The sequence below is a fragment of the Yersinia enterocolitica genome (assembly GCA_002082245.2).
Classification (GTDB): Bacteria; Pseudomonadota; Gammaproteobacteria; order Enterobacterales; family Enterobacteriaceae; genus Yersinia; species Yersinia enterocolitica_E.
Map to the genome: position 1 here is coordinate 2,441,230 of NBTC02000002.1, position 26,616 is coordinate 2,467,845.

Genomic DNA, 26,616 nt, shown 5'->3' on the forward strand with positions numbered 1-26,616 from the left:
CAATTGATTACGCATGAACTGCGGCACATTACGCATTATCTTTGCTGAGCTACCCGGATATCTCACTTAACTGATAAACTGTGCGTTGATAATTACAACCTAATCCACTCTTTAAAATCAGCGGGTATCCATATGAAAGTAGGCATTATTGGTGCGATGGAGCAAGAAGTTACGTTGCTGCGTGATAAAATTGAAAATCGCCAAACCTTGACACGAGCAGGTTGCGAAATTTACACCGGTAAACTCAATGGCGTTGATGTCGCATTACTAAAATCCGGCATTGGTAAAGTCTCTGCGGCCATGGGAACAACATTGCTGTTAGAGCATTGCCAGCCAGACGTGGTAATCAATACCGGCTCTGCGGGTGGTTTAGCCTCCAGTTTGAAAGTGGGTGATATCGTTGTTTCTAACGAAGTTCGCTATCACGATGCTGATGTGACCGCATTCGGCTATGAAGCAGGCCAAATGGCCGGTTGCCCTCCCGCTTTCATTGCTGATGCTGAGTTGATTGCACTGGCAGAAAGCTGCATTAATCAATTGAACTTACATGCAGTACGCGGCCTGATTTGCAGCGGCGATGCCTTTATTAATGGTTCAGCCCCCCTGGCCCGTATCCGCGCGGCCTTCCCGTCGGTGGCAGCAGTCGAGATGGAAGCCGCCGCTATCGGCCATGTTTGTCATCTGTTCAAGACACCTTTCGTTGTGGTTCGTGCGATTTCTGATGTGGCTGATCAGGAGTCTCATCTGAGCTTTGAAGAGTTCTTAGTGGTCGCCGCTCAGCAGTCGACGCTTATGATCGAAGCCATGTTAACCACACTGGCTAACCGCAATTAATGGTCCGTTCCCGTATTTTCTCCCTATCACGAGCAGCAATAACGTTGTTGCTCGGCCTGTTTTCGTTTGCCCTGTTTGCACCATACGCAGTGGCAGTAGAGCGGATTATCAGCTTATCCCCCAGCACCACTGAACTGGCTTATGCCGCGGGATTAGGCGATAAACTGGTTGCAGTAAGTGCTTACTCTGATTACCCGGAAGCGGCTAAAAAGCTTGAGCAAGTTGCATCCTGGCAAGGCGTGAATGTCGAACGTATTTTGGCATTAAAGCCAGACTTGATCCTCGCGTGGCGTGGCGGTAATCCACAACGCCCGCTTGATCAACTCGCCGCCTTTGGTATTCCAATCTTCTATTCTGATCCGGTAAATATTGATCAAATTGCTGGTGATCTGGATAAATTGGCGCAATACAGCCAGCATCCTGAACAGGCCCACCAAGCCGCAGCTCAACTCCGTCAGAAGGTTACTGAATTACGTCGCCACAATGCCCGTAACACGCCCTTGCGTACCTTTTTACAGTTTGGTACTCAGCCGCTGTTTACCAGCTCTGGGCATACGTTACAAAGTGAGGTTATTTCCCTGTGTGGTGGAGAAAATATTTTTGCTGGCAGTCGTGTTCCTTGGCCTCAAGTCAGTCGGGAACAAGTCATGACACGCCAACCACAGGTGATCGTAGTCAGCGGTGACCAGCCACAAGCTGATAATGTCAGAGCCTTCTGGCAACCTCAGCTTGCAATTCCTGTTATAACGCTGAATGAGGACTGGTTTAATCGTTCGGGTCCGCGTATCCTGCTGGCCGCTGAACAGTTGTGCCAACAAATGGCCAGCTTTCAATCCCCCGTGGCGGAGTCACATTAATGCTGGTTTATTGGCTGGATATTTTAGGTACTGCGGTATTTGCTATCTCTGGTGTATTGCTAGCGGGGAAGTTGCGTATGGACCCGTTTGGTGTGCTGGTTTTAGGGGTGGTGACGGCTGTCGGTGGGGGAACAATCCGCGATATGGCCTTGGCCAATGGCCCGGTTTTTTGGGTGAAAGATCCTACTGACTTAGTGGTTGCAATGGTGACCTGTCTGGCAACCATTTTGTTGGTGCGTCAACCTCGTCGAACACCTAAATGGATCCTGCCGGTGCTTGATGCTATTGGTCTGGCAGTATTCGTCGGTATCGGCGTCAATAAAGCCTTTGCGGCTGGTGCCAGCCCGTTAGTGGCTATCTGTATGGGTGTTATAACCGGAGTCGGCGGTGGGATTATCCGCGATGTATTAGCCCGCGAGATCCCAATGATCCTGCGCACTGAAATTTATGCTACCGCCTGCATTATTGGTGGTATCGTTCATGCTACCGCGTTCTATACTTTTGGTATGCCCTTACAACAAGCAATGATGCTGGGCATGGTGATTACGCTCGGTATCCGGCTTGCAGCTATCCGCTGGCGTTTAAAACTACCCACATTTGAAATAGAGCACTAATAGAGTGATTGGTCTAATTTGTATGATCTAAATCTTCAAGTTTTTAAATAATTAGCCGATATATCTATCCAAAATAATTGGCCCTGATAGCTAACAACGCTGCGGCGTCAATAAGCAGGATATCCCCATTTAGCTGGCTGAATGGGACACCGACAGATAAAAATGCAGTCATAAATCATGAAATATTTTTTGTTTACGTTTTGGCTGGCATTCATTGCCAGTCCGTCGCTGGCTAAGCGGCACAATAGAATTAAGCTTAACTATCGTGCCATCTTGTCAGGTGCAATCACCGAATCAAAATGAACACATAGCTAACGATGCAAAAGTAAATTATCCACAAATACACTGCCAACGAGGAGGTGGCTTGGTTAGCGAACCTAAAATCAGCCATTCTTTTATTGCGACAGATGGCTCATTACTCAGCCAAACCAGTAACAGCCAGATGACACAGTTGATCACTGTAGAATGGTAATATTCAGATGAAAAAAACCGCAACTATTAAAGTTGCGGTTTTTTATCGGAAATTGAGTGGACTAATTATACCCAAAGTCATTGGTGTTACAGCAGGGCAGTAAACGAACGACAAATCAGTCAGAAGCGATTTGAACAGCATTGATGCTAGCCCGTAGAGTGTGCCTTCAAAATGAGGCTCACTAATCCCGATGAGCTGCAATTCAGTGGTTCGGTTAAGTGAATACAGCTAACGTCGTTGTAGCATCAAGGACACAGGATAAATTAAATGCTGAAAGAAGAACCGCAACCACAGGTACTTTTCGCATTCGGGTTCGTCACAATAAAGCGTGAGCCTTCCAACCCTTCGGTATAATCCACCGCACCGCCGACCAGATATTGCAGGCTCATCGGATCAACAACCAATTCCACGCCTTGCTTTTCGATGGTCATATCCCCATCGTTGATTTGATCATCGAAAGTAAAACCATACTGGAACCCGCTGCATCCGCCACCGGTAATATAAACCCGCAGCTTCAGATTCGGATTTTCCTCATCAGAAATCAGCAGTTTAACTTTCTTAGCTGCTGCCTCAGTAAACTGTAGGGGCAGTACTGTTTCATCGCTCATACTCATCACTCCCAACCGGTGTTCGAGTTGCAGGTTACTACAATGGCAGCCTGATCTAATCATCAATTATCTAATACCTGAGTAATTCATTCAAGTATTGCTGGCTAATGTTATATATTATCTACCTGTTTGAGTATCATTTTCAACCACCGGTTGTTGTTGTTCACTCGCAGATGCAGCCTGCTCTTGTCTTTGTAATGTGCGGGCTAAAATAGCTGAATACAAGGGCTTACCCCCCATAAATTGTGCTATTAATGTGGCGCCCAAGCAGGTCACTATCATTGGTAAAATAAGCTGATAATTATCGGTCATCTCCAACACCAAAACTATCCCAGTCAGTGGTGCACGTACCGATGCAGCAAACAGCGCCCCCATCCCGGCAATAGCAAAAGTCCCGGCCTCAATGCCGTATTCGGGGAAAAAATACGCGCAGGACAAACCAAAAGCAGTACCCAAAATAGTTCCTAAAGCCAACATTGGGGCAAATATCCCGCCAGGTGCACCAGAACCAAAGCACAATAGTGTCGTAATAACTCGAGCAATAAAAATGAATAGCAACATGCCGATACTGAAGTTACCGGCTGTCGCAATAGGAATTAATGCAAAACCACCCCCCACAGCCTCGCCATGAAACAATGCCAATAAACCACACATTCCTCCCAGCAGGCCGCCAAGCAAAACTAACTTGCGCCAATCACCACCGTGGAAACGCATGAACATATCCTGCGTGCGGAATATTAACGCATTGAACATCACACCGATGGCACCGAAAATAATCCCCAGCACAAGGTAAAGCCATAATGTGTCCAGTGGCACTTCGCTCATTTTACCGACATCAATAACCGCATGTTCACCGTTAAAATAGCGGTAGACGATAGTAGATGTTATCACCCCGACAAATACGGCTTTGATTGACACCAGACTGTAGCGGAACTGAGAGCGCATCTCTTCAATAACGAACAAAATCCCCGCCAGCGGGGCATTGAAGGCCGCAGACAACCCGGCAGCTGCACCTGTTGCCAGCAATGAGTGACGTGCTTCAGGGCTGTGCAGACGAAAGATATCGACAATCATCCGCCCGCTATTACCCCCCATCTGTACCATCGGCCCTTCCCGGCCTAACACCATGCCCGCCCCTAATGTTCCAAGGCCGCCAATAAATTTAACCGGAATAACCCGCCACCAGCGCACTGGCCGCATCTCCTCCATTGCCCCTTCGATTTCAGGAATACCTGAACCACCAGCCTCAGGAGCAAAACGACGCACCAAAAAATAACCTACCATCGCCAGCAACGCCGACATAACGAAAGCCAACGGCCATACCAAAATTGCGTAATCCGCGACTTTGGCCAGCGTTGCCAACCTTTGTTGTTGGATCCAATCGACGCCGCGATCAAAAGCCACAGCCAGCAAACCGGTAACAACCCCGACCACACCAGCCATAATAAGAATAACCAACGGCGTTTTATCACGATTAACCAATGCTCGGATAAAACGACCCCGTTTGAGTTCAGTAACGCCTTCAGCAGGCATTGGTTGCGTTGAATCAGTCATGATTAGTCTATTTATCAATTGAATAATAAGTAATACAAATGAACAGTAGTCTGAGTTTAGACTACATCATCATGATGTGCCTGCTTAAACGTCGATGAAACACTCTGGCTTAGAATGTAAGTTTAGCGATGAAAGTTTCGAATATGCGGCACGTCGCGCAAGCTAGCAGTTAATTATGCCCAATCATTTGATAACCGCGGCCAGTTCTTTAGAATAGGCACCATTGTCTATGGTCATAGCTGATGTTAACAACATTAATTTTATATAACTCACTGTTATTTAATATAATATCATCTCAGCCAATGTCATCAAGCCCAATTCAGGAGCCAGTTTATGAGTAAGTCCGAAAGTCTGTATGCCCAGGCACAGCAGGTGATCCCAGGCGGGGTTAACTCTCCGGTGCGTGCATTCACCGGTGTCGGTGGCGTTCCATTGTTTATTGAACGTGCTGACGGCGCTTATCTATTTGATGTCGATGGTAAAGCTTACATCGATTATGTCGGCTCCTGGGGTCCGATGGTGCTTGGTCACAATCATCCCGCCATTCGTCAGGCCGTAATTGAAGCAGTCGAGCGCGGCCTAAGCTTTGGCGCACCGACAGCGATGGAAGTCAAAATGGCTGAGTTGGTGACAGAATTAGTGCCAACCATGGATATGGTACGGATGGTTAACTCCGGTACCGAAGCCACCATGAGCGCCATTCGTCTAGCCCGAGGTTTCACTGCGCGCGATAAAATCATCAAGTTTGAAGGCTGCTATCACGGCCACGCCGACTGCCTATTAGTAAAAGCAGGCTCTGGCGCATTGACCCTCGGTCAGCCAAACTCTCCGGGGGTACCGGCTGATTTCGCTAAGCACACTCTGACCTGTATTTATAACGATCTCGCCTCTGTACGTGAAGCCTTTGAGCAATACCCACAAGAAATCGCCTGTATCATTGTTGAACCTGTCGCTGGCAATATGAACTGCATACTACCGCAGCCAGAATTCCTACCGGGGCTGCGTGATCTATGTGATGAATTTGGTGCATTGCTGATTATTGATGAGGTCATGACGGGTTTCCGGGTGGCATTAGCCGGGGCGCAGGATTACTACCATGTCATTCCTGACTTAACCTGTCTGGGGAAAATTATCGGTGGTGGTATGCCGGTGGGTGCTTTCGGTGGTCGCCGTGATGTCATGGAGGCACTGGCACCGACTGGACCAGTTTATCAGGCGGGAACTCTCTCCGGGAACCCTATCGCTATGGCGGCGGGTTATGCCTGTTTAACTGAAGTGGCACAGGTAGGTATTCATGAAACCCTGACCGAGTTAACCGATTTACTGGCAACTGGCCTGCTCGATGCAGCACAAGCAGAGAATATCCCGCTGGTGGTTAACCACGTTGGTGGCATGTTTGGTATCTTCTTTAGCAATTCACCAACGGTCACCTGCTATCAGGATGTCATGAATTGTGATGTTGAACGCTTTAAACGTTTCTTCCATTTGATGCTGGCAGAAGGCGTCTATCTGGCCCCTTCTGCGTTTGAAGCCGGTTTTATGTCCGTCGCACATAGCAAAGAGGATATCCAGAGAACCGTCGATGCTGCCCGCCGGTGCTTTGCCAAACTTTAATATCTATAGATACTATAACCACCGCCAAAACGCTGGAGGTGGTTATAAATTAAAGCCCAGAGGTTTAATGCGCTTAATTAATTTAATGCCGATTAACGGTATAAAGTAATTCTGATATTTCTACATACTGTGGAATATCACCACCACTACTACCATTCCAACTTGGCCCCATAGGAAGTGTAGGCATTTTAACTTCAACTGGGTGATAATCTATTATATTACGGGTTACTGGTTGAACAGTATCAATGTGCGTCGTCAGAGAAAAAGTTAATACATCGGAAATGAGTAACACACCAAAGCCTGTCACTATCAGGCCATATATTAACAAGATATTAATCAACACCTTGTCATTAACTCCATGCAGAAAAAACTTACTTTTTTCATGAATTAATTCAGTCATCTTATTTCTCTCCAATTTAATTACCACTAAATAATGAGTAGAATAATCAGACAAACTAATAACTTAAAAATAATTTACATTGCATTATTTAGTTTGATAATATACAGGTAACTATCAAATTGACAATCACAATTAGCGTCTAAGTAACGCGGTGGATTTTCTGCCTGATTCTTTCACACTATCATATAAAAACTCATGAGCAATACTTTATTACTTATTAAATTTAACTGAGTTTAAATACAATTAACAATGCATGTAGTATTTTTATTTATAATAATTTTAAATACAATAATCATTAAATAATATTACTATAAATTAACCCAATATCCTCTATATCATCGACTCATAATTAATAGCTCGATGATATATTTGATAAAAAATCTAACTACAGTTCAGAATCCATATTCAAACGAAGCAGATTATTGACATAATAACCGCTTACCGCCCTTGTTTACGCAATAAATAAACAAAGTAAGGAGCACCAATAAATGTTGCCAACAACCCTGCGGGGATTTGGTTCGGGAACAACAGCATGCGGCCACACCAGTCGGCAAATACCATCAGCAGTCCACCTAAAATAGCCGCGATAAACAGTTGTGGAATGGCTCGGCGAAAGCCCATCATACGCGCCATATGTGGTGCCATCAGCCCGACAAAACTTAAAGGTCCAACTGTCAGGGTAGCCGCGGCAGTTAAGATGGCAGCCAATAACAAAATGGCTAACCGGCTAGGTGCAAGCGCCATACCCAGTGCTCTGGCTGTGACACTGCCCAATGGCAAAATCATTAACCATCTGCGGCACAGTGGCGCTAATGTAATCAGCACCAAAGCAACTAAACCGGTTGTTACTGCCTGTGTTCCATTAACCGAGTAGGTAGAGCCAGAAATCCACGCCAGCAAGCCGCGCATACGTGGGTCGCCACTGGCCAGTAACATAGTGATTACCGTGGTAAAGGCGGTGCTCAGTGCAATCCCTGCTAATAGCATTCTGCCTGGAGAGAACCCGCCACGACCAGCAACCACCAGAATCAACAATAACGTGGCCGCAGCCCCTAAGCTCCCGGCGGGTAGCAACCATAGCAACGCATTACCTGGCACGATAAACATCATGACCACCACCCCGAAAGAAGCACCAGAGCTGATACCCAGAACTTCGGGGCTAGCCATTGGGTTACCCGTCAGTTTTTGGATTAAGGTCCCCGCCACCGCCAGCATCATACCGGCCGATAATGCCGCGAGCACACGTGGCCAGCGCCAATGTAACACTGCCTGAAGTTCATCACCGGTAATCCAACTCCAGCCCTGATTGTCGCGGCCGAGCATAAGCGCTACCGTCAACCCAGCCAGCAGTAACAGCAAACCAACACTTATCCATAATCCTAAATGCTGTCGTTCAGCAGGAACATTATCGCCAAAATCCATATTGGGTGCGGTCGCACTGTGTAAACGTGGTAGTAGCCACAACAGTAGTGGTGCACCAATCAAGGCGGTCGCCGCACCGGTAGGGATCTCCCGCCAGACTTGCGTCAGCCAGATGATGCTCTGATCGGTAACCCAGAGCAGTAACGCCCCGACTACCGGTGCCAGTATCAAGCGCTGAGATAACCGCCGCGCACCAAAAATTTTCGCCAACAGTGGCGCAAATAGACCGATAAACCCAATGACTCCGACTGCATTAACTAACATCGCACTGAAAATAATTGCCACGCCCAGCGCACTCAACCGCGCCAGTGATAACCCCAGTCCTAGATTACGAGCAATGCCATCATCTAGCCCCAATAGGGTTAATGGGCGTATCAGTAAAGCTGCCAATATGCAGGTAATCACTAAGCGTGGCAGAATAAATTGCACCGTACTCCAATCCTGCTGATTCAGTGCGCCACTGCTCCATAAGAACAGCCCCTGCAACTGGTCATAGTTAAATAGTGCCAACAGACCATTAACTGCACCACAGTACAAACCAAGAACCAGGCCAGCCAGAATCAGAGTGACAGGCGAGAGTCGTTTTCCCCAAGCGACACCAAATACCAACGCACCGATGACCATACCACCAGCCATTGCTGCCAGTTGGCGGGTCAATTCGCCACCGGGTAACATCCATAGGGTAGCGACTGTCAGCCCAAGTTGGGCACCCGCCGCGACACCGAGTGTGGCGGGTTCGGCCAATGGATTACGCAGCACTTGCTGGAATAAAACACCGACTAACCCTAACCCAGCACCGGTGAGCAGTGCGACGACCAACCTAGGTAACTGGCTGTAATGGAATAACATCTGGCGCACATCATTGTTGTCTGGCCGCCATAACGCTTCAGCCCATAATGAAACGGGCAATAATTGGCGCAGATTATATAGAGTCAGTGCCACGGCAATTATCAATAACAGCCCAAGTAATCCAATGGGCAGTAACCCGCTCTTGCGTGGATGGGTTGCCATCATGATGCATTACCCCATGCCTGCTCCAAAAGACGCACAAAACGCATGGCAGACAACGTTGAGCCGTAGAACCACACCGGCGGCAATATTCGTAATTGGTTTTGACGCACAAATGACATAGATTGCCACAACGGAGTGCCAGCAACCTGTTGTAACATTTCACGATTACCATGATCGAAGCAGATGGCGCGCCCCTGTTTTATGGTCGCTAAACGTTCAATACCCACAACCGAGCTACCCCAGAGATTGGTTTCTCCCTGCCAGGCATTTTCAATCTTCAATTGGTCCAATACATCTTGGAATAGGCTGCCTTTGCCGATAACCAGCGCATGGCGAGTGTCCAACAGAGTAAACATCAGTAGTGGTGCCTGGCTGGTGTGATAAAGACGTTGACGAGCTACCTGCATAAAGTGGGTAAAGTCAGCAATATGCTGCTCCGCAACCGTTTCTAGCCCTAGCCGTTGGCCCAGCGTGCGCAATGAGTTCCGGCCAACTGCCAGCGGTGAACTGCCCTCTTCATTAAAGGCAAAACTCATCGAGGGAGCGATAGGAGCGAGTTTTTCCGGCGAAGGGCCAAAGCCTTGCGACATCAGGATTAGCGACGGTGCCATTTGCTGTAGCAGTTCCAGGTTAGGTTCAGTACGCTGCCCCACATCAATAACACTGGCAGGCAATTCAGGATCTTCAACCCATAGTCGGTAATTATGGGTGTCAGCCACACCATAAGGTGTAACCCCCAATGCCAACAGTAACTCAGTGGGTAACCACTCTAACGTGACAACTCGATTAGCATCAATCTTGCCGCTATTCTGCGCCCAACTGGGCAATGACAGCAGTAACGGCGATAGTGCTAATGCGGTAAGCAGTCTGCGCCGAGAGTGATCTGGCATCGCGCAATGAGATTCAACCATGGATAAATGTGTTGTCATTAGTACACGAAGCTTACCGGCGCACCACCGGCCGGATGCGGTAATATCCCCATTGGGATACCGTAGATTTGCTCCAATACCTCTCCCTGCATCAGGCTGTCAGCCGGCCCTTGTGCAATCATCTCCCCGCCACGCAATGCCACTAAGTGGTCGCAATAACGGGCGGCCATATTGATATCATGCAACACAGCAATGACCGTCAATCCGCGTTCACGACTGAGATGTTGAATTAACCCTAATACCTCTACCTGGTGCGCAATATCCAGTGCCGAAGTCGGTTCATCGAGCAATAGGCAGCGGCTATTTTGTGCCACCAGCATGGCCAACCAGGCACGCTGCCGTTCACCACCGGATAAACTGTCAACCAACCGGCTAGCCAAGGGTTTTAAATCGACCAATGCAATTGCCTCTTCCACTTGTTGGCGGTCTTCCTGACGAAAACGGCCTAACGCGCCATGCCACGGATAGCGGCCAATCGCCACCAATTCACGTACCGTCATCCCTTCAGCCGCCGGTAACTGTTGTGGCAAATAAGCAACTTCACGGGCAAACGCTTTGCTGTCCCACAGTGCTAATGGCACATCATTGAGTAAGGCTTCGCCACTTGATGGTGGCTGATGGCGACCCAGCATTTTTAATAGTGTTGATTTACCGGAACCATTATGGCCGATAAGTCCGCAGACTTTGCCTTGTGGGAATGTCAGTGACAGTGGCTGTAATAAGGTTCGGCCGGGAACCGAAAAACTCAGCTCACGGAGGATAAAGGTGCTGGATTGGCTTGCCTGTTGGTCCAAGATGGTGCCCTGCGATTAAAAGTTAACGGGTTTAACAATTATTGCGACCCGAACGTTATCGAAAAATAGCGAGAAAGTGAATCGAAACGATAATAATTATCAAAGTGAAATAATTATCAAAGCAGGTAGTTTATGCGTAACCTGCGACGAACTGCAAGCGCTAAGCCAGCCGATTGAGTAGTAAGAAATGAGGGGATAAGGTGCGGAGGCAAAACAGTGGAGCTGTGGAGCATGAATAGACTGGCACGGTCGCGATAACCGTGCCAGTGGGTTAACTGTTACTGGCCGAACATATCTTTTATCCAGCCGGCAACACCGTCGCCTTCGGCTTGTGGTGGCGAAGCGGGCTGAGCCGCCTTACACAACCCCTGTGGGTTTTCAGTCCAGACAGGAATGGTGCGCATACCACCAGCCTCACCACAGACAAAGTTACCCGCCGAATCAATGCTCATCTCGCTAATCCCTTCCGGTGGTTGCAACACCAACGGCAGTGGAGTCTGGTTCTCCAGATAGCGGCGATACAAGGTTAGCGCACCATTAGCTCCGGTCAGTTTTGCCGGGCCGTTATTGTCACGACCAACCCAGGCAATCGCCACTTCCTTACCATCAATACCGGCAAACCAGCTATCACGCAGGTCGTTGGTAGTACCGGTTTTGGCCGCCAGTGTGTATTTGGAGAATTTCACTGACAGCGAACGAGAGGTACCACGGGCCACCCCTTGTTGCATCGCATAAAGTGTCAAATAGGCCGCCTGAGCAGGTACCATACGTTCCGCCTGTGGGAAGCTCTGATACAGCACGGTGCCATCTTCGGCAATAACCGAACGCACCGCCGATAACGGTGCACGGTTACCGCCACTGGCGATAGTCTGATACTCCTGTGCCACTTCAACCGGAGTCAGGTCAATCGCCCCCAGTAACATGGCCGGAACTGGAGTAATAGCGGCTTTCGGGATCCCTAATCGCTGCAACATCGCACTGATTTGATCCAACCCAACCGACATTCCCAGATTCACCGTCGGCACGTTCAGCGAGTTAGCCAGCCCATCAACCAACATCACCTGACCACGGAACTGGCGATCATAGTTTTTTGGCTGCCATGATGAACCGTTTGGTAATTTGATCGACAACGGTTGATCAGATAACCAAGTGTTAAGGCGGTATTTATCTGGCTCACTCAATGCCGTCAGATAAGTGGGTGGCTTGGCAAGAGAACCGACTAAACGACGAGCCTGCATTGCACGGTTAAAGCCTGCATACTGCGGCTGTGCGCCGCCCACCATGGCACGAACTTCGCCACTGAAGCGGTCAACAATCACCATCGCCGCTTCCAGATCATCCAAATGACGAGCGGCTTTCAGCGCCGGAATGCCGTCTTCAATGGCTTTTTCTGCTGCATCTTGTGAAACTGGATCCAGTGTGGTGAAGATCTTCACACCAGATAGATCGTTAATCTTGTCACCCAGTTTCTGTTGCAGTTCCTGACGCACCATCTGCATAAAGGCTGGCTGGGGAGTAATAACACCGCCTTTTGGCTGTACCCCCAGCGGGCGGGCACTAAGCATGGTGTAAAGCTCTGCGTCAATCACACCTTGATTCTGTAACAGGCGCAACACCAGATTGCGACGTTCAAGTGCCAGCGTTGGGTTACGCCATGGGTTATACAGCGACGCCCCCTTCACCATACCCACCAGCATCGCTTGCTGATCAAGGCTCAGTTCATTTACCGGGCGACCAAAGTAATACAGGCTTGCCAGCGGGAAACCACGAATCTGATCGCTACCACTTTGACCGAGATACACTTCGTTCAGATACAGTTCCAGAATCCGATCTTTGCTGTAACGGTAATCCACCAACAGAGCCATATAGGCTTCGTTAAGTTTGCGCCACAGTGAACGCTCGTTGGTCAGGAACAGGTTTTTCACCAATTGCTGCGTCAGGGTACTGCCGCCCTGCACCGCTTTACCGGCAGTCAGGTTAGCGACTACTGCGCGGCCAATGGAGTACGGGCTGATGCCATCGTGCTCATAGAAATGGCGGTCTTCGGTTGCCAGCAAAGTATCGACTAACAAATCAGGGAAACCGGCACGCGGCACAAACAGACGCTGTTCACCGTTAGGTGATTGCAGCATGGTAATCAACTTAGGATCAAGGCGCAGGAAACCGAAATCACGCTGATTATCCAGATTTTGGATCTGGGCCAGACGATCGTTTTTAAACACCAAACGCGCGCGGATCTGGCCCTCTTTCGCATCAGGGAAATCAAATGGGCGGCGCAAGATATCAATACTATCGCCCTGAACCGTGAATTCACCTGGACGGGTCATACGGGTAACCTGCCGGTATTGCATCCCTTCCAGCAAATCGACCATCTCTTTTTTGCTGTAGGACATCCCCGGTTCAAGGTTAACCATGCGGCCATACACAGCGGCTGGCAGTTGCCAAACTTTGCCATCGATGCGGCTGCGAATTTGCGAATCGAGGTAAACCCCATAAATAGCCAGCACCACGGCACCGACTAAAAACAGTTTGATAAATAAGCCGAGCCAGCGGCGTTTTTTACGGGGCGGACGTGATGCTACCTTTCTTGGCATCGGCTCTTCCTCGTCATCGTAGTCATCATCGTCGTGCTCTTCGTCATCTAAATAGTCTTCTTCTTCGAACTCATCTTCATCACGCCGCCGGCGCAGTGGCCGTTTCGATGCGACTTTGGGTAGGGCTTTCTTGCCCTTGCGCCCTATTGGCTCGCGGTCATCCCCAGACATGTATTTATCTCCACGCGCATTGGCGATTATTGCGGCTTAATGTGTTCCCCAATTTATCGAATAGAAAGGGGAAACATCTGAAATTATTGGCTCTGATACTTCTTGGTCCTGCGGGTTGGCCGGGTATTGGCAGGGTCATCCGGCCAGACATGTTTGGGATAACGCCCTTTCATCTCTTTTTGTACCTCCCGATATGCGCCTTGCCAGAAAGCGGCTAGATCACCCGTAATCTGTAATGGCCGATGTGCCGGGGAGAGCAGTTCTAACACCACCGCCACCCGCCCGCAGGCCAGCATCGGGCTGTGTTGTTCGCCAAAGACCTCCTGCAAACGCACCGCCAGTACCGGTGGCCGCTCGACATAATAACGGATTGGCAGGCGGCTCCCCGTGGGCACAGTGTAATGAGTTGGCAGCTCAGTATCCAGCCGTTGACGTAACTGCCAGCTCAACAAGCGGGTTAATGCCTCGCTAATATTCACTTGCCGCAATCCGCGGAAAGCCCGCACGCCGGACAGCGACGGCTGTAACCACAGCTCAAGTTTGCTCAGCAAACTGTCATCATCCATCGCAGGCCAAGGCTCCTCAGGTAGCCAGCGGGCAGCACATTGTAATCGAACGCGTAACTGCTCGGCATGCTCATCCCAATTGAGTACCTGCAACCCTTGCTCGCGTATCCAGTTAAGTAATGCCGATTGCAATGCCTCATCGCTCGGCTTGGCTAACGGTTGCGCCCGTAAGGTCAAACGCCCGATTTGCCAGCGTCGCCAGGCCCGCAGCGTACCCTTTTCTTCATCCCATTCCACCACCGTCCGCTCGTCGACTAACCGGGGTAATTGTTTTACCAGTTGTTCAACATCAATCGGCAATGCCAGCAAAATACGCGCATCCGGCCCGCTGTTGCTTTGTAATAAGTTGGCGGCCACTAGCCAGGGGGTACGTGACAGCGCCTCATCCTGAGCCATTGCAGCCCCCATACCGTTAGCCAACAGGTAGCGACCATCCAGCCCTCTCTGCTGCGCGATGCGATCAGGGTAAGCCAGTGCCAGCAATTGGCCGGCGAGATTACTGTCCACGTTGCCTGAACGGCGGTTGACTCTTTGCGTCAATTGCCGTGCCCGGCGCTGCCAGTGAGGTTGCGGCCGACTAAGCCAATCGTGTAAATCAATCTGACCAGAACGGGGTGGTTCTTCCAAAATGGCGGCCAGCAATGCCGCCGTTGCCAACGCATCGGGGCTTTGTTCAGCGGCAAAGCACAACATGGCCGCCAAACGCGGTTCACAACCTAAACTCGCCATACTGCGCCCCGTAGCACTAAGGTGGCCATGGGTGTCGATGGCCCCGAGTCGCATCAATAATTCGCGCGCGACAATGAGTGCCGCCTGCGGCGGTTGATCCAGCCAGCTCAGTTGTGCCACATCCTGACAGCCCCAATTCAGCAGTTCCAACCATAAGCTGCATAGATCGCTGTTGAGGATTTCCGGCTCACTGTATTCCGCTGCTCGATCGGCTTGCTCTTTAGCAAACAAATGCCAGCAGATACCCGGTTCCAGCCGCCCGGCACGCCCGGCACGCTGAATCATTGAGGCCTGACTGATACGCTGGGTGACTAATCGGGTCAGGCCATTTTTCACATCAAAACACGCTACCCGCTCCAGGCCACTGTCCACCACCAGCCGAATACCTTCAATGGTCAAACTGGTTTCGGCAATATTAGTCGCCAGCACCACTTTGCGCCGTCCGGCGAGAGCCGGTTGAATCGCTTTCTGCTGTTCATTGAGCGGCAGCGCACCATACAGCGGGCAAAGATCTGTGTCGTTGGCTACGGCACCGTGCAAGCGCTCCATCACGCGATGGATTTCACCGACACCGGGTAAAAATAGTAATAAAGAACCGGTTTGCTCATTTAATAAACGCTTAACCCGACTGGCAACCCCATCTTCAAGCCGCTCATGGCTTGATAGCGGCTGATAGCAACGATCGACGGGAAAGCTGCGCCCAGCCGAGACAATGGCTGGCGCGCAAGGAAGTAGCGAGGAAAGACGCTGGTTGTCCAGAGTCGCGGACATGATTAACAGTTTTAGGTCATCGCGCAGCCCCTGCTGTACATCCAGCAATAGCGCCAGCGCTAAATCAGCTTGCAAACTGCGTTCATGGAATTCATCGAGGATCACCAGCGAGACGCCCGTTAGCTCAGCATCCTGCTGGAGCATGCGCGTCAAAATGCCTTCGGTTACTACTTCCAAACGCGTATCTGGCCCGCTTTTGCTTTCAGCACGCATCCGATAGCCTACCGTCTGGCCGGGTTGTGCCCCCAGTTGTTGCGCCAGGCGGTAAGCCACATTTTTCGCCGCCAGCCGCCGTGGTTCCAGCATGATAATCCGCCCTGGCAACCCACTGTATTGCAGGATTTGCAGCGGTAACCAGGTCGATTTTCCCGCGCCGGTCGGGGCATGGAGTAAGACTTGCGATGAGGTTTGCAACGCAGAGAGTATCTCGCTGAGCACTTCACTTACCGGTAAAGCAATCACTGTCGCATCACGCTCTTTCTGGTTCACCACCACATTTGTCTCCATGCTCTACTTTCATCATCAGTCATTGTAACATCATGGCCGTAGAGCGTATTTAGCCGAGTGATTATGCCAACCAGATGATAAATACCATTGATAAAACTAAAACAAGTTTCCGTCGCATGTTCTTTGCCCTGACACTGCCTGAAACCATGCAGCAGGATATTGTGCAATGGCGGGCGGCGAGCTTCCCACCCGAGGCCGGTCGCCCTATCGAAGCCGCTAATATGCACCTGACACTGGCATTTCTTGGCGATATAAGTGCCGCTAAAGCACAGGTATTGCAGCAGCAAGCCGGGCGTATCAGCCAGACTGGCTTCAGCGTAACCTTAGATGATGTCGGCCATTGGCCTGGTTCGGGCGTGATATGGCTTGGCTGTAAAAATCCGCCCCGGGGCCTGTTGCAGTTGGCGCAGTTGCTGCGATCTCAGGCTGCGCGCAGTGGTTGCGCCCAAACATCACTGCCATTCCACCCCCATGTGACCTTGTTGCGTGGCGCTACCCGCCCGGTAGCTATACCGGCCAAAACCAATAATCAACGCTTGTGCGTAGACCACTTCTCACTGTATGAGTCAGTATTGGTGCGCGGTCGCACCCGCTATACCCTGATACAAAGCTGGCCGCTGGCTGGCGGCGAAAGGAAATTTGATGACGTCTAACCCTCAATTGTTATCTTTTAACCCACGGTTACAGCCCGCCACACTTATCCTGCGGTATAAACGCTTTTTAGCTGATATTGTGACACCCGCTGGAGAATCATTAACCATTCATTGCGCTAATACTGGGGCAATGACGGGTTGCGCGACGCCCGGTGATACAGTTTGGTATTCGACCTCAGATAACCCGAAACGTAAGTATCCCCACAGTTGGGAGTTAACGCACACCCAAAGTGGTGATTGGATTTGCGTAAATACCTTACGGGCCAATGAGTTAGTCAGCTCTGCGATAGATAAAAACCATATTGTTGAATTATCTGGTTACACTTCTGTCAAAAGAGAGATTAAATATGGAGACGAGAACAGCCGTATAGACTTGTTATTGCAGGCAGAAAATAGGTCTAACTGCTATATTGAAGTCAAGTCGGTTACCTTATTACAGCAACAGTGTGGGTATTTCCCGGATGCCGTCACCCTACGGGGTCAGAAGCATCTCAGGGAGTTACAAAGCATGGTTGCCGACGGTCACCGGGCGGTACTTTTTTTTGCCGTATTGCATACGGGCATCAGGCAAGTCGCTGCGGCCCGACACATTGACAATCGCTATGCAGAATTGCTGGCCCAGGCTCAGCAAGCAGGAGTGGAGGTTATTTGCTACGGTTTTCAACTATCGCCTGACGGTATTGCGCTGGACGCCCGCATACCGTTATTACTGGCTGAAACGCTCTCACCAACAAGCGCTGAATAAAGAAGCGATTATTGGAGAAAGTTGTTCGCCAAATACGCCTTCCTTCACACCATTGTCAAGCAGGCGACAGGAATAATTGCTAACCTACCTTCCTTCTGGTATTTATAGCGGCCTGATTTTTCCCCGTATTGGGGATTTCGATAGTGCGTATGAATGTAGGAGAAGCATCATGCAAGAAGGGCAAAAACGTAAAACCTCGTCCTTGAGCATTCTCGCCATCGCTGGGGTAGAACCGTACCAAGAGAAGCCAGGCGAAGAGTATATGAATGCCGCCCAGCTGTCGCATTTCAAGCTGATTCTTGAAGCATGGCGCAACCAGCTCAGGGATGAAGTGGATCGTACTGTATCGCACATGCAAGACGAAGCCGCTAATTTCCCTGATCCGGTAGACCGTGCTGCGCAGGAAGAAGAGTTTAGTCTTGAACTTCGTAACCGCGACCGCGAGCGTAAACTGATTAAAAAGATCGAAAAAACGCTGAAAAAAGTCGAGGATGACGATTTCGGTTTCTGCGAGTCTTGTGGCGTAGAAATTGGTATCCGTCGTCTGGAAGCACGGCCAACTGCAGATTTGTGCATTGACTGTAAAACCCTGGCCGAAATCCGCGAAAAGCAGATGGCAGGCTAACTGCATACCCAATGAAATTGGCGTTGTAGATAGGCAGCAAGCGAACGAATCCCGATGCGCTAACAAACGTAAGTAATTCGGGCGAGAGGCGTAGCTAACAACCCTACAACTCCAAATATGAAGGGTATAACACGGTGCCAGAGTCACCTCCGGCACCGTATCTATTACGCGGAATTCCCTTCCCTTTTTATGTCCGAAGATATCAGTACTCAACAGCCCAGTGTGCTGCAACATTATGTTCAGCAACACGATGTTCGGCAACATAAGTACGTGGGCCGTTTTGCCCCATCCCCGTCTGGTGATTTACATTTTGGTTCACTGATTGCCGCACTCGGAAGTTACCTGCAAGCCCGTGCTCAACGCGGGAACTGGCTAGTTCGCATTGAAGATATTGACCCCCCTCGAGAAATTCCCGGAGCTGCTTCCCGTATCCTGGCGGCATTAGATCACTATGGCCTCCATTGGGACAGTCAGGTTATCTATCAGTCCCAGCGTCATGAAGCCTATCGCGCCACATTAGACTGGTTGAAACAGCAGGGCCTGAGTTATTACTGCACGTGTACACGCAGCCGCATTCAACAGCTAGGGGGATTCTACGACGGTTATTGCCGTGACCGCCATTTACCTGCTGATAGTGCCGCCATTCGTTTGCGACAGACACAGCCGATTTATGCCTTTTATGATAAATTACTGGGTGAGTTGCATGTTGAATCTGCGCTGGCACAAGAGGATTTTATTATCCGCCGCAGAGATGGCTTGTTTGCTTATAATTTAGCTGTGGTGGTTGATGATGCTTTTCAAGGCGTGACAGAAATTGTGCGTGGGGCTGATTTGATTGAACCTACCGTGCGCCAAATAGCCTTCTACCAACAGTTACAACAGCCCGTTCCGAGCTATTTGCACTTGCCATTGGCACTGAATCATGACGGTAATAAGTTATCCAAGCAAAACCATGCAACACCGCTACCGGATGGCGATCCGCGCCCGATTTTGGTTGATGCATTGAAGTTTTTACATCAACCGCTGCCAGAATGCTGGCAAGATCTTGATTTACCGTTATTATTACGTTTTGCAGTCGAAAATTGGACGTTGGCAGCAATTCCGCTTCACGGGACAATAGCAGTCACTGAAAACACAACGGCATTCTCAAAGTAAGCACGGTGAGCTATGATTAGCCGCTGTTTTTCTGTAGTTCTGTTATTTATTAGCCACTATCGAGGTGTACCATTTTTACCCGAGTAGCCAATTTCTGCCGTAAGGTACTGATTCGCGATGATAAATCAGAACGCGATAACAAAGCTGTCCGTGATGATACGGCCCGTGATGGTAGTGCCCGTAAAGATAAAGTGCCCGGTGAAGATAGCGTGGCCCGCAAAGAGAAAAGGCCTGCCAGAACAAATACTGGCCGCAAGAATCATGCGGTGCCTGCTTCACAACAGAGTGCGATGACGATTATTCCGCGAGATCAGCACAATATTTCCCGTAGAGAAATCAGCGATAATGCGCTGAAGGTTCTCTATCGCCTGAATAAATCAGGCTATGAAGCCTATCTGGTTGGCGGCGGCGTCCGCGACCTGTTACTGGGCAAAAAACCGAAAGATTTTGATATCACCACCAGCGCGACACCAGAACAAGTGCGGAAATTATTCCGTAACTGTCGTCTGGTTGGCCGCCGTTTTCGCCTGGCCCATGTCATGTTTGGCCCTGAGATCATTGAAGTTGCCACTTTCCGTGGTCACCATGAGCAACAACCGGCGGAAGATAGCGACAAGAACTCTTCCCAGCAAGCGCAAAATGGCATGCTGCTGCGTGACAATATTTTTGGCACCATCGAAGATGATGCTCAGCGCCGTGATTTCACCATTAACAGCCTCTACTACGGTATTTCTGATTTTGCCCTGCGTGATTACACCGGTGGCTTGCGTGATCTGAAAGAAGGCATTATCCGGCTGATTGGTGATCCTGAAACTCGTTACCGTGAAGATCCCGTGCGCATGCTGCGTGCAGTGCGTTTTGCCGCCAAATTGGATATGACGATCAGCCAGGAAACCGCTGAGCCGATCCCACGTCTGGCCTCATTACTGCACGAGATCCCGCCAGCGCGCCTGTTTGAAGAATCACTCAAACTGTTGCAATCGGGTTATGGTTATAAAACCTATTTAAAACTGTGTGAATATCAGTTGTTCCAACCATTATTCCCATTGATTGCACGCAATTTCACTGAGCAGCATGACTCTCCGATGGAGCGCATTCTGGTTCAGGTACTAAAAAATACTGACCATCGTTTGCATAATGATCAACGCGTCAACCCAGCGTTCTTATTTGCGGCTATGCTTTGGTATCCGTTGATTGAACATGCGCAAAAACTGACGCAGGAAAGCGGTTTGGCGTATTACGATGCCTTTGCGCTGGCAATGAATGATGTGCTGGATGAAGAGTGCCGTTCGCTGGCCGTTCCAAAACGTATTACCTCACTGGTACGAGATATCTGGCTGCTGCAACTGCGCCTGTCTCGCCGTCAGGGTAAACGTGCGCACAAGTTGATGGAACATCCGAAATTCCGTGCTGCTTATGATCTGTTAGCGCTGCGGGCTGAAGTGGAAAATAACCATGAGTTGCAGCGTTTGACACAATGGTGGGGGGAGTTCCAGGAAGCCACACCGCTACAGCAGAAAACCATGCTGAATACGTTAGGGGCTGATCCGGCACCACGACGCTCTCGTCCCCGCCGCCCACGTAAGCCAGCACCACGTAAAGAAGGGGCATAATTCGCATCATGATCCGGGTCTATATCGCGTTAGGCAGCAATCAGGCTATGCCACTGCAACAGGTTAAAACCGCCCTGGAAGCGTTGGAGCATCTGCCACGCACCCGGTTAGTTGCATGTTCGCCATTTTATCGCACCAAACCGTTAGGCCCACAAGATCAGCCAGATTTTCTTAATGCCGTGGTAGCGTTAGATACCTCACTACCACCCGAGCAACTGCTGGACCACACTCAAGCCATTGAACGCAATCAGGGCCGGGTAAGGAAAGAACAACGCTGGGGGCCACGAACGCTGGACCTGGATATCATGCTGTATGGCTCACAGGTGATAACAACCGATCGCCTGACTGTGCCGCACTATGGTTTGAAAGAGCGCGAGTTTATGCTCTATCCGCTGGCTGATATCGCACCTGACCTGATTTTCCCCGATGGCGAAGCATTATCAGAACGCCTTAAATGGGTGGATAAAAACGGTCTGGTGCCTTGGTAACTCATACTTGCCAAATTCAACATATAGCATCCCTATCTGATATCCCCACCATCTTAACCCCTTGTCTCAGGAGAAAAGAGTGATGAAAGCCACCACCATGAGCCACTTGCGTCAATGGAAACAAGAAAAGCGTAAGTTCGCCACACTGACAGCCTATGATGCCAGTTTTGCCCAGTTGTTTGTCGAGCAAGGTATTGAGGTACTGCTGGTGGGTGATTCGCTCGGTATGACGTTACAAGGCTTCGACTCGACTCTGCCAGTAACCACCGCGGATGTGGCTTATCACACCCGTGCGGTGCGCCGAGGTGCGCCTCATTGCCTATTATTGGCAGATATGCCCTTCATGAGTTATGCCACACCAGAGCAAACATTTACTAATGCCGCAGAGTTGATGCGCGCCGGCGCCAATATGGTCAAACTGGAAGGCGGTAGCTGGTTATGTGATACCGTGCGCATGCTCGCTGAACGTGCCGTTCCGGTATGCGGGCATCTGGGATTAACCCCGCAGTCAGTTAATATCTTCGGTGGCTACAAAGTACAAGGCCGCGAAGAAGTAGCAGCAAATCAGCTACTGAAAGATGCACTGGCACTTGAACTCGCGGGGGCGCAATTATTGGTACTGGAATGCGTGCCAGTAGAACTGGCAAAACGGGTTAGCGAAGAGCTGGCTATTCCGGTGATTGGTATTGGTGCTGGTAATGTCACTGACGGGCAGATACTGGTTATGCACGATGCGCTGGGCATTACTGGCGGTCATACCCCTAAATTCAGTAAGAATTTCCTGGCACAAAGTGCCGGTGATATTCGCGCCGCCATTAAGCTGTATATTCAGGAAGTTGAAAGTGGCCTATATCCGGCGGAAGAACATACATTCCAGTAAATTTTGCGGATAATACGCTGCTATTACATCCTATTTATACCCAATAGATTTCAAGATGCAGGAAGGCGGCAAGCAGAGGCGAGGCCCATGAATGGGTCGAGTAATCACCGCAGCCAACACACCTGCAATTTGAAAGATGACCGGTATCGGAGAGAAGAATGCTGATTATTGAAACCCTGCCGCTATTGCGTCAGCAAATTCGCCGTTGGCGTCAGGAAGGAAAGCGAGTTGCACTGGTACCAACCATGGGTAACCTGCATGAAGGGCATATGACATTAGTGGAAGATGCCAAAACCCGTGCCGATGTGGTGGTCGTGAGTATTTTTGTCAATCCGCTGCAATTTGAACGCCCGGATGATTTAGCTCGCTACCCACGCACTTTGCAGGAAGATTGCGAGAAGTTGACCCGTCACGGTGTGGATCTGGTATTCGCCCCTGCGGCAGTCGATGTCTATCCATCCGGTCTGGAAAGCCAGACCTATGTCGACGTCCCTGCCCTGTCTACTATTTTAGAAGGTGCCAGTCGCCCTGGTCATTTCCGTGGTGTATCCACTATCGTCAGCAAACTGTTCAATCTGGTGCAACCAGATGTTGCCTGTTTTGGTGAAAAAGATTATCAGCAACTGGCACTGATCCGTAAAATGGTGGCGGATATGGGCTATGACATCAATGTTGTCGGGGTGCCGATTGTGCGGGCGAAAGATGGTCTGGCACTGAGTTCCCGCAATGGCTATCTGACGGCTGAAGAGCGAAAAATCGCCCCGCAGCTCAATAAGATAATGCAAGCTCTGGCCGAGAAACTGATCTTGGGTGAAAGGCAGATTGATGATTTGCTGGCTGACACCGCAGAGCAATTACGTCATGCCGGTTTTACCCCGGATGAACTGTTTATCCGCGATGCCCACACTTTGCAACCATTGACCATCGACAGTAAACAAGCCGTTATCCTGCTGGCCGCCTGGCTGGGTAAAGCACGCCTGATTGATAACCAACAGGTTGATTTGCGTAGTTAACCCCTGACTGCGGTGAATAGCGGCCGAGCCCGGTTTTCACCGCACATCCCCCTTCCCTGCTCCTCTTATTCTTCACCAAACAAGGTGTTAACCCGAAAGCATTTTCTCTGCCTTTTGTATGTAATACATCGCATAAATAAAAGGGGGTTGAAGATGGGAATTAGGGTTGGAAATCATCTGTTTTCCACTGAGATTAGTCACTCAGTCATCGCAAATATAGCGGAAAAAACACTACCACCATCGATGAGTTTATGGGAGATAATAAAGGACTTTTTCTGTTGTACCCATCATGCTGAAGCATTGGATTGTCTCTATCAACTGTACCATCCTCTGAATAATACCGATGCAATGAACCCGGAGGAAATTCGCGGCAACATAGCAAAAGCATTTAATCAATTAAAACAGTTAGCAGCACCAGGATATGAAGAGAGATTTTCTCAGCCTAAGGGGTCTAATAACCAAGAGCAACATTTCACTATTACTGATAAAAATGACGAATTTATATTAAATATAAGAATGAACATTAACACCAATAAATACACAATCTCCACCCCTAGTGGCGACCCAGTATGCCTATATCTGCGACCAAAGTCTGCACAAGCAACCGATAGACCGATGGGATCGGGGGCTTGATAGCAAGTCCCTGTTCCGCTAGCCGCAGACCCGTTTTAGTCTCCTGTTTTTATCACTCAATCGCTGAGCCATAGACAAGCGGTATAAAATCAGCAAAACTGGATGCTTCTCCCTAAATCAATCGATGATGGGATAGGATGCCAGACTTATTCTGGGTAATAACCGGGGTCAAAGGTAAGAGTTATGATACGCACTATGTTGCAAGGCAAACTGCATCGGGTCAAAGTCACTCAAGCTGATTTGCACTATGAAGGTTCCTGCGCTATCGATCAGGATTTTCTGGAAGCCGCTGGCATTCTGGAATACGAAGCCATTGATATTTATAACGTTGATAATGGTCAGCGTTTTTCCACTTATGCTATCGCCGCCGAACGCGGTTCACGGATTATCTCGGTGAACGGTGCCGCGGCGCGTTGTGCTTGTGTCGGTGATAAGCTGATCATCTGTTCCTACGTACAGATGTCTGATGCTGATGCCCGATTGCACCACCCTAAAGTGGCGTATTTTGAAGGTCAGAATCAACTGCAACGCAAAGCTAAAGCGGTACCGGTTCAAGTCGCTTAATTACCCTTTGTACTTGAAGCCGCAGGGGTGTTAGCTACGTTCACTTACCCGAATCACTGACTTCAGTCAGCTCCTCGGGATGCGTTTACTTGCTGGCCTACCTGCGACTCCAATTACTTTGGGTAATATCCTTCTTACTGAAGGCTCAGGTTAGCCACGTTTGCTCACCTGTATTCTTGGTCTTTCAAGATAAAAAATGGTGCCTTACCAGAGCACCATCTTTCATATCCTCTTCATACCATCGAGTTGTTAATCCGACTCCATCACCGCAGGTGCAGGGGCAACCGGCTGGCCAGGTTCATTGGCAATACGCTCTGCCATAGTCGGTATTGAATCAGTACGCAGAATATAAAGCCGTTTGAGGGTATACGGATTATCACCGGGTTTAACCTTGCCTTGTATGGTGGTCACCGCCAAATGGAAACCGGCATTTTTAGCCGCATCGATAGCGGTTTGGTTAAAGCCACCAAAGGGATATGACAGAAAGATCACGTGCGGATTAAATTGAGATAACGCTCGTCGTGAGTGTTCAAAATCAAAAACAATATTGTGATAAGAACGGCTCAATAAGATAGGGTTACGTTTATTATCAGTCCGGTGTAAAAAATGAGTATGAGACTGAACATCAAATACATCCTGAATCTCTTTCAATTCAGAGATACTCATAAACTGTAATGAATCAGGGTTCCATTTTTGTGGATGGCGCTTAATTCGTGATGAAATAATAAACGCCGTAGCCCGGAAGCCATTTTCTTTCAATATAGGATATGCGTAGCGGTGGACCGATTTAAGACCATCGTCAAAGGTCAGTACTACAACTTTTGCGGGCAGATTAATCTTGTTATTGAGATAACCTTCAAGCTGATAGAGCGAAATCGTGTCGTAACCTGTCTGCTTGAGATAGGTCATCTGGTTACTGAATGCCGCATCAGAGGTGGTGGTTGATGTATTGAGGAAACGTTTATTCTCCTCATTCTTCAACATATGGTGATAGGTCAGGATCGGGATGCCGTTATCGATTTCAGCATCGACGCTACTGACATAGCCTAAGCGATCACCAATATTGACCTGATACCAGGTATTCCCTAACCGGTCTTTCAATTTACCCACGATAGGATAACGCAAGTTATCTACCAGCGTAGCAAACTGCTCACTGCGCACATCCGCCGCCAGATAGACAGGAGTTTCGCGCTTGATCAATATATTTTGATTGGGCAGGGGTTTATTCAAATCACCCAAGATATCGTTGGTTTTTCGTGCTTTGTTGATATCTTCTAAATCGTCCTTATCAATAAAGCCGATGCCATTACCAAATTTAAATTCATAGTATTCTGCCGCGGCGGGTAAAACCTGAATAAGTTGATCTTCTTTAATCTCACCGACAGGAATGACCTTCTCACCAACCAGTGAATATATTTCGCTATCACGCTGTGCAACCATATATTTAGGCGTAAGTGTTGCTTCATCAGGTAAGAGATCTGCATGGGTTGCCGGTATCATTACCGACATGACAAGACCGAGTAGCATCCCAATAGCTATTCTGTTTTTATGCCACATTATCGTTCTACTTATGCGCATTTGGCGCTGAATTGAAAAGGGGAAAATCTGGTGCGCCAGCATAGCACAAGACGCCAGAAGTTGAGAAAGACGATATTAGATGGGGACATTATTTATTACGTTTAAATTCCAGTATTAACAACAATTAACTAACTAATAATTCACGATCAATCTCTGCTAATAGCCAAAATCATTGGCGTTACAGCAAGGCGGCAAGTCAGCGCATCCCGATGAGCTTACAGC

General features: G+C 49.2%; 23 protein-coding genes. 14 read left to right on the top strand and 9 right to left on the bottom strand.

The genetic code is table 11. The features are described 5' to 3' along the window. Nucleotides 1-132 precede the first annotated feature (132 nt). The 3 genes from A6J66_012660 to A6J66_012670 are packed head-to-tail and all read left to right on the top strand — an operon-like array spanning nucleotide 133 to nucleotide 2,305. Nucleotides 133-834 carry a 5'-methylthioadenosine/adenosylhomocysteine nucleosidase gene (locus A6J66_012660; GenBank protein ID PNM24960.1) on the top strand — a complete coding sequence of 234 codons (702 nt, stop codon included), beginning with the start codon at nucleotides 133-135 and terminating at the stop codon, nucleotides 832-834. After that, complete coding sequence (locus A6J66_012665; protein PNM24961.1) at nucleotides 834-1,691, top strand: vitamin B12 ABC transporter substrate-binding protein BtuF; 858 nt, start codon at nucleotides 834-836, stop codon at nucleotides 1,689-1,691. The genes A6J66_012660 and A6J66_012665 overlap by 1 nt, the downstream gene beginning before the upstream one ends. After that, entirely contained in the window at nucleotides 1,691-2,305 is a 615-nt protein-coding gene (locus A6J66_012670) for a hypothetical protein (GenBank protein ID PNM24962.1), read from the top strand. The genes A6J66_012665 and A6J66_012670 overlap by 1 nt, the downstream gene beginning before the upstream one ends. Before the next feature lie 735 nt (nucleotides 2,306-3,040). Here A6J66_012670 and A6J66_012675 read toward each other — a convergent pair. Together A6J66_012675 and A6J66_012680 are read right to left on the bottom strand one after the other, a co-directional pair. Continuing rightward, a complete protein-coding gene (locus A6J66_012675) occupies nucleotides 3,041-3,385 on the bottom strand; it encodes an iron-sulfur cluster insertion protein ErpA (protein PNM24963.1) in 345 nt (114 codons plus the stop codon). Between the two features lie 117 nt (nucleotides 3,386-3,502). Next, nucleotides 3,503-4,939: a H(+)/Cl(-) exchange transporter ClcA gene (locus tag A6J66_012680; GenBank protein ID PNM24964.1), complete on the bottom strand. Its 1,437-nt coding sequence runs from the start codon at nucleotides 4,937-4,939 to the stop codon at nucleotides 3,503-3,505. 333 nt (nucleotides 4,940-5,272) lie between these two features. Here A6J66_012680 and hemL point away from each other — a divergent pair, with 333 nt between their 5' ends. After that, nucleotides 5,273-6,553: a glutamate-1-semialdehyde-2,1-aminomutase gene (gene hemL / locus A6J66_012685; protein PNM24965.1), complete on the top strand. Its 1,281-nt coding sequence runs from the start codon at nucleotides 5,273-5,275 to the stop codon at nucleotides 6,551-6,553. Between the two features lie 82 nt (nucleotides 6,554-6,635). Here hemL and A6J66_012690 read toward each other — a convergent pair whose 3' ends face one another. The 6 genes from A6J66_012690 to A6J66_012715 all read right to left on the bottom strand — a co-directional run bounded on the left by A6J66_012690 (nucleotide 6,636) and on the right by A6J66_012715 (nucleotide 16,447). Beyond that, nucleotides 6,636-6,953, bottom strand: a complete 318-nt coding sequence (locus tag A6J66_012690; protein ID PNM24966.1) for a nuclease — start codon at nucleotides 6,951-6,953, stop codon at nucleotides 6,636-6,638. A gap of 438 nt (nucleotides 6,954-7,391) precedes the next feature. Then, nucleotides 7,392-9,389, bottom strand: coding sequence for a Fe(3+)-hydroxamate ABC transporter permease FhuB (locus tag A6J66_012695; GenBank protein ID PNM24967.1), 1,998 nt, complete (start codon nucleotides 9,387-9,389; stop codon nucleotides 7,392-7,394). After that, nucleotides 9,386-10,315, bottom strand: a complete 930-nt coding sequence (locus tag A6J66_012700; GenBank protein ID PNM24968.1) for an iron-hydroxamate transporter substrate-binding subunit — start codon at nucleotides 10,313-10,315, stop codon at nucleotides 9,386-9,388. The genes A6J66_012695 and A6J66_012700 overlap by 4 nt, the downstream gene beginning before the upstream one ends. Further along, a complete protein-coding gene (locus A6J66_012705) occupies nucleotides 10,315-11,109 on the bottom strand; it encodes an iron-hydroxamate transporter ATP-binding subunit (GenBank protein PNM24969.1) in 795 nt (264 codons plus the stop codon). The genes A6J66_012700 and A6J66_012705 overlap by 1 nt, the downstream gene beginning before the upstream one ends. A gap of 278 nt (nucleotides 11,110-11,387) precedes the next feature. Beyond that, nucleotides 11,388-13,874, bottom strand: coding sequence for a penicillin-binding protein 1B (gene mrcB / locus A6J66_012710; protein ID PNM24970.1), 2,487 nt, complete (start codon nucleotides 13,872-13,874; stop codon nucleotides 11,388-11,390). Nucleotides 13,875-13,957: 83 nt separating this feature from the next. Continuing rightward, entirely contained in the window at nucleotides 13,958-16,447 is a 2,490-nt protein-coding gene (locus tag A6J66_012715; protein ID PNM24971.1) for an ATP-dependent helicase HrpB, read from the bottom strand. A gap of 74 nt (nucleotides 16,448-16,521) precedes the next feature. On the opposite strand from A6J66_012715, the gene A6J66_012720 reads away from it, so the two are divergent. From A6J66_012720 to panD, 10 genes are all read left to right on the top strand, one after another. Then, nucleotides 16,522-17,100 carry an RNA 2',3'-cyclic phosphodiesterase gene (locus tag A6J66_012720; protein PNM24972.1) on the top strand — a complete coding sequence of 193 codons (579 nt, stop codon included), beginning with the start codon at nucleotides 16,522-16,524 and terminating at the stop codon, nucleotides 17,098-17,100. Between the two features lie 7 nt (nucleotides 17,101-17,107). Beyond that, nucleotides 17,108-17,845, top strand: a complete 738-nt coding sequence (locus A6J66_012725; protein PNM26997.1) for a DNA/RNA nuclease SfsA — start codon at nucleotides 17,108-17,110, stop codon at nucleotides 17,843-17,845. 169 nt (nucleotides 17,846-18,014) lie between these two features. Then, nucleotides 18,015-18,470 carry an RNA polymerase-binding transcription factor DksA gene (gene dksA, locus A6J66_012730; protein PNM24973.1) on the top strand — a complete coding sequence of 152 codons (456 nt, stop codon included), beginning with the start codon at nucleotides 18,015-18,017 and terminating at the stop codon, nucleotides 18,468-18,470. Between the two features lie 225 nt (nucleotides 18,471-18,695). Continuing rightward, nucleotides 18,696-19,625, top strand: coding sequence for a tRNA glutamyl-Q(34) synthetase GluQRS (locus A6J66_012735; GenBank protein PNM26998.1), 930 nt, complete (start codon nucleotides 18,696-18,698; stop codon nucleotides 19,623-19,625). 71 nt (nucleotides 19,626-19,696) lie between these two features. Next, nucleotides 19,697-21,238: a polynucleotide adenylyltransferase gene (locus tag A6J66_012740; GenBank protein ID PNM24974.1), complete on the top strand. Its 1,542-nt coding sequence runs from the start codon at nucleotides 19,697-19,699 to the stop codon at nucleotides 21,236-21,238. Nucleotides 21,239-21,246: 8 nt separating this feature from the next. Further along, nucleotides 21,247-21,726 (top strand): 2-amino-4-hydroxy-6-hydroxymethyldihydropteridine diphosphokinase, encoded by a 480-nt coding sequence (gene folK / locus A6J66_012745; protein ID PNM24975.1) that lies wholly within the window; start codon nucleotides 21,247-21,249, stop codon nucleotides 21,724-21,726. A gap of 79 nt (nucleotides 21,727-21,805) precedes the next feature. After that, nucleotides 21,806-22,606, top strand: coding sequence for a 3-methyl-2-oxobutanoate hydroxymethyltransferase (gene panB, locus A6J66_012750; protein PNM24976.1), 801 nt, complete (start codon nucleotides 21,806-21,808; stop codon nucleotides 22,604-22,606). Nucleotides 22,607-22,764: 158 nt separating this feature from the next. Beyond that, a complete protein-coding gene (locus A6J66_012755) occupies nucleotides 22,765-23,619 on the top strand; it encodes a pantoate--beta-alanine ligase (protein ID PNM24977.1) in 855 nt (284 codons plus the stop codon). A 153-nt stretch (nucleotides 23,620-23,772) separates the two neighbouring features. Next, entirely contained in the window at nucleotides 23,773-24,252 is a 480-nt protein-coding gene (locus tag A6J66_012760) for a hypothetical protein (GenBank protein PNM24978.1), read from the top strand. A gap of 183 nt (nucleotides 24,253-24,435) precedes the next feature. Further along, nucleotides 24,436-24,816 (top strand): aspartate 1-decarboxylase, encoded by a 381-nt coding sequence (panD, locus tag A6J66_012765; GenBank protein PNM24979.1) that lies wholly within the window; start codon nucleotides 24,436-24,438, stop codon nucleotides 24,814-24,816. Nucleotides 24,817-25,065: 249 nt separating this feature from the next. Here the strand turns inward: panD and A6J66_012770 are convergent, their stop codons facing one another. Then, nucleotides 25,066-26,373 carry a hypothetical protein gene (locus A6J66_012770; GenBank protein ID PNM24980.1) on the bottom strand — a complete coding sequence of 436 codons (1,308 nt, stop codon included), beginning with the start codon at nucleotides 26,371-26,373 and terminating at the stop codon, nucleotides 25,066-25,068. Nucleotides 26,374-26,616: the final 243 nt, after the last annotated feature.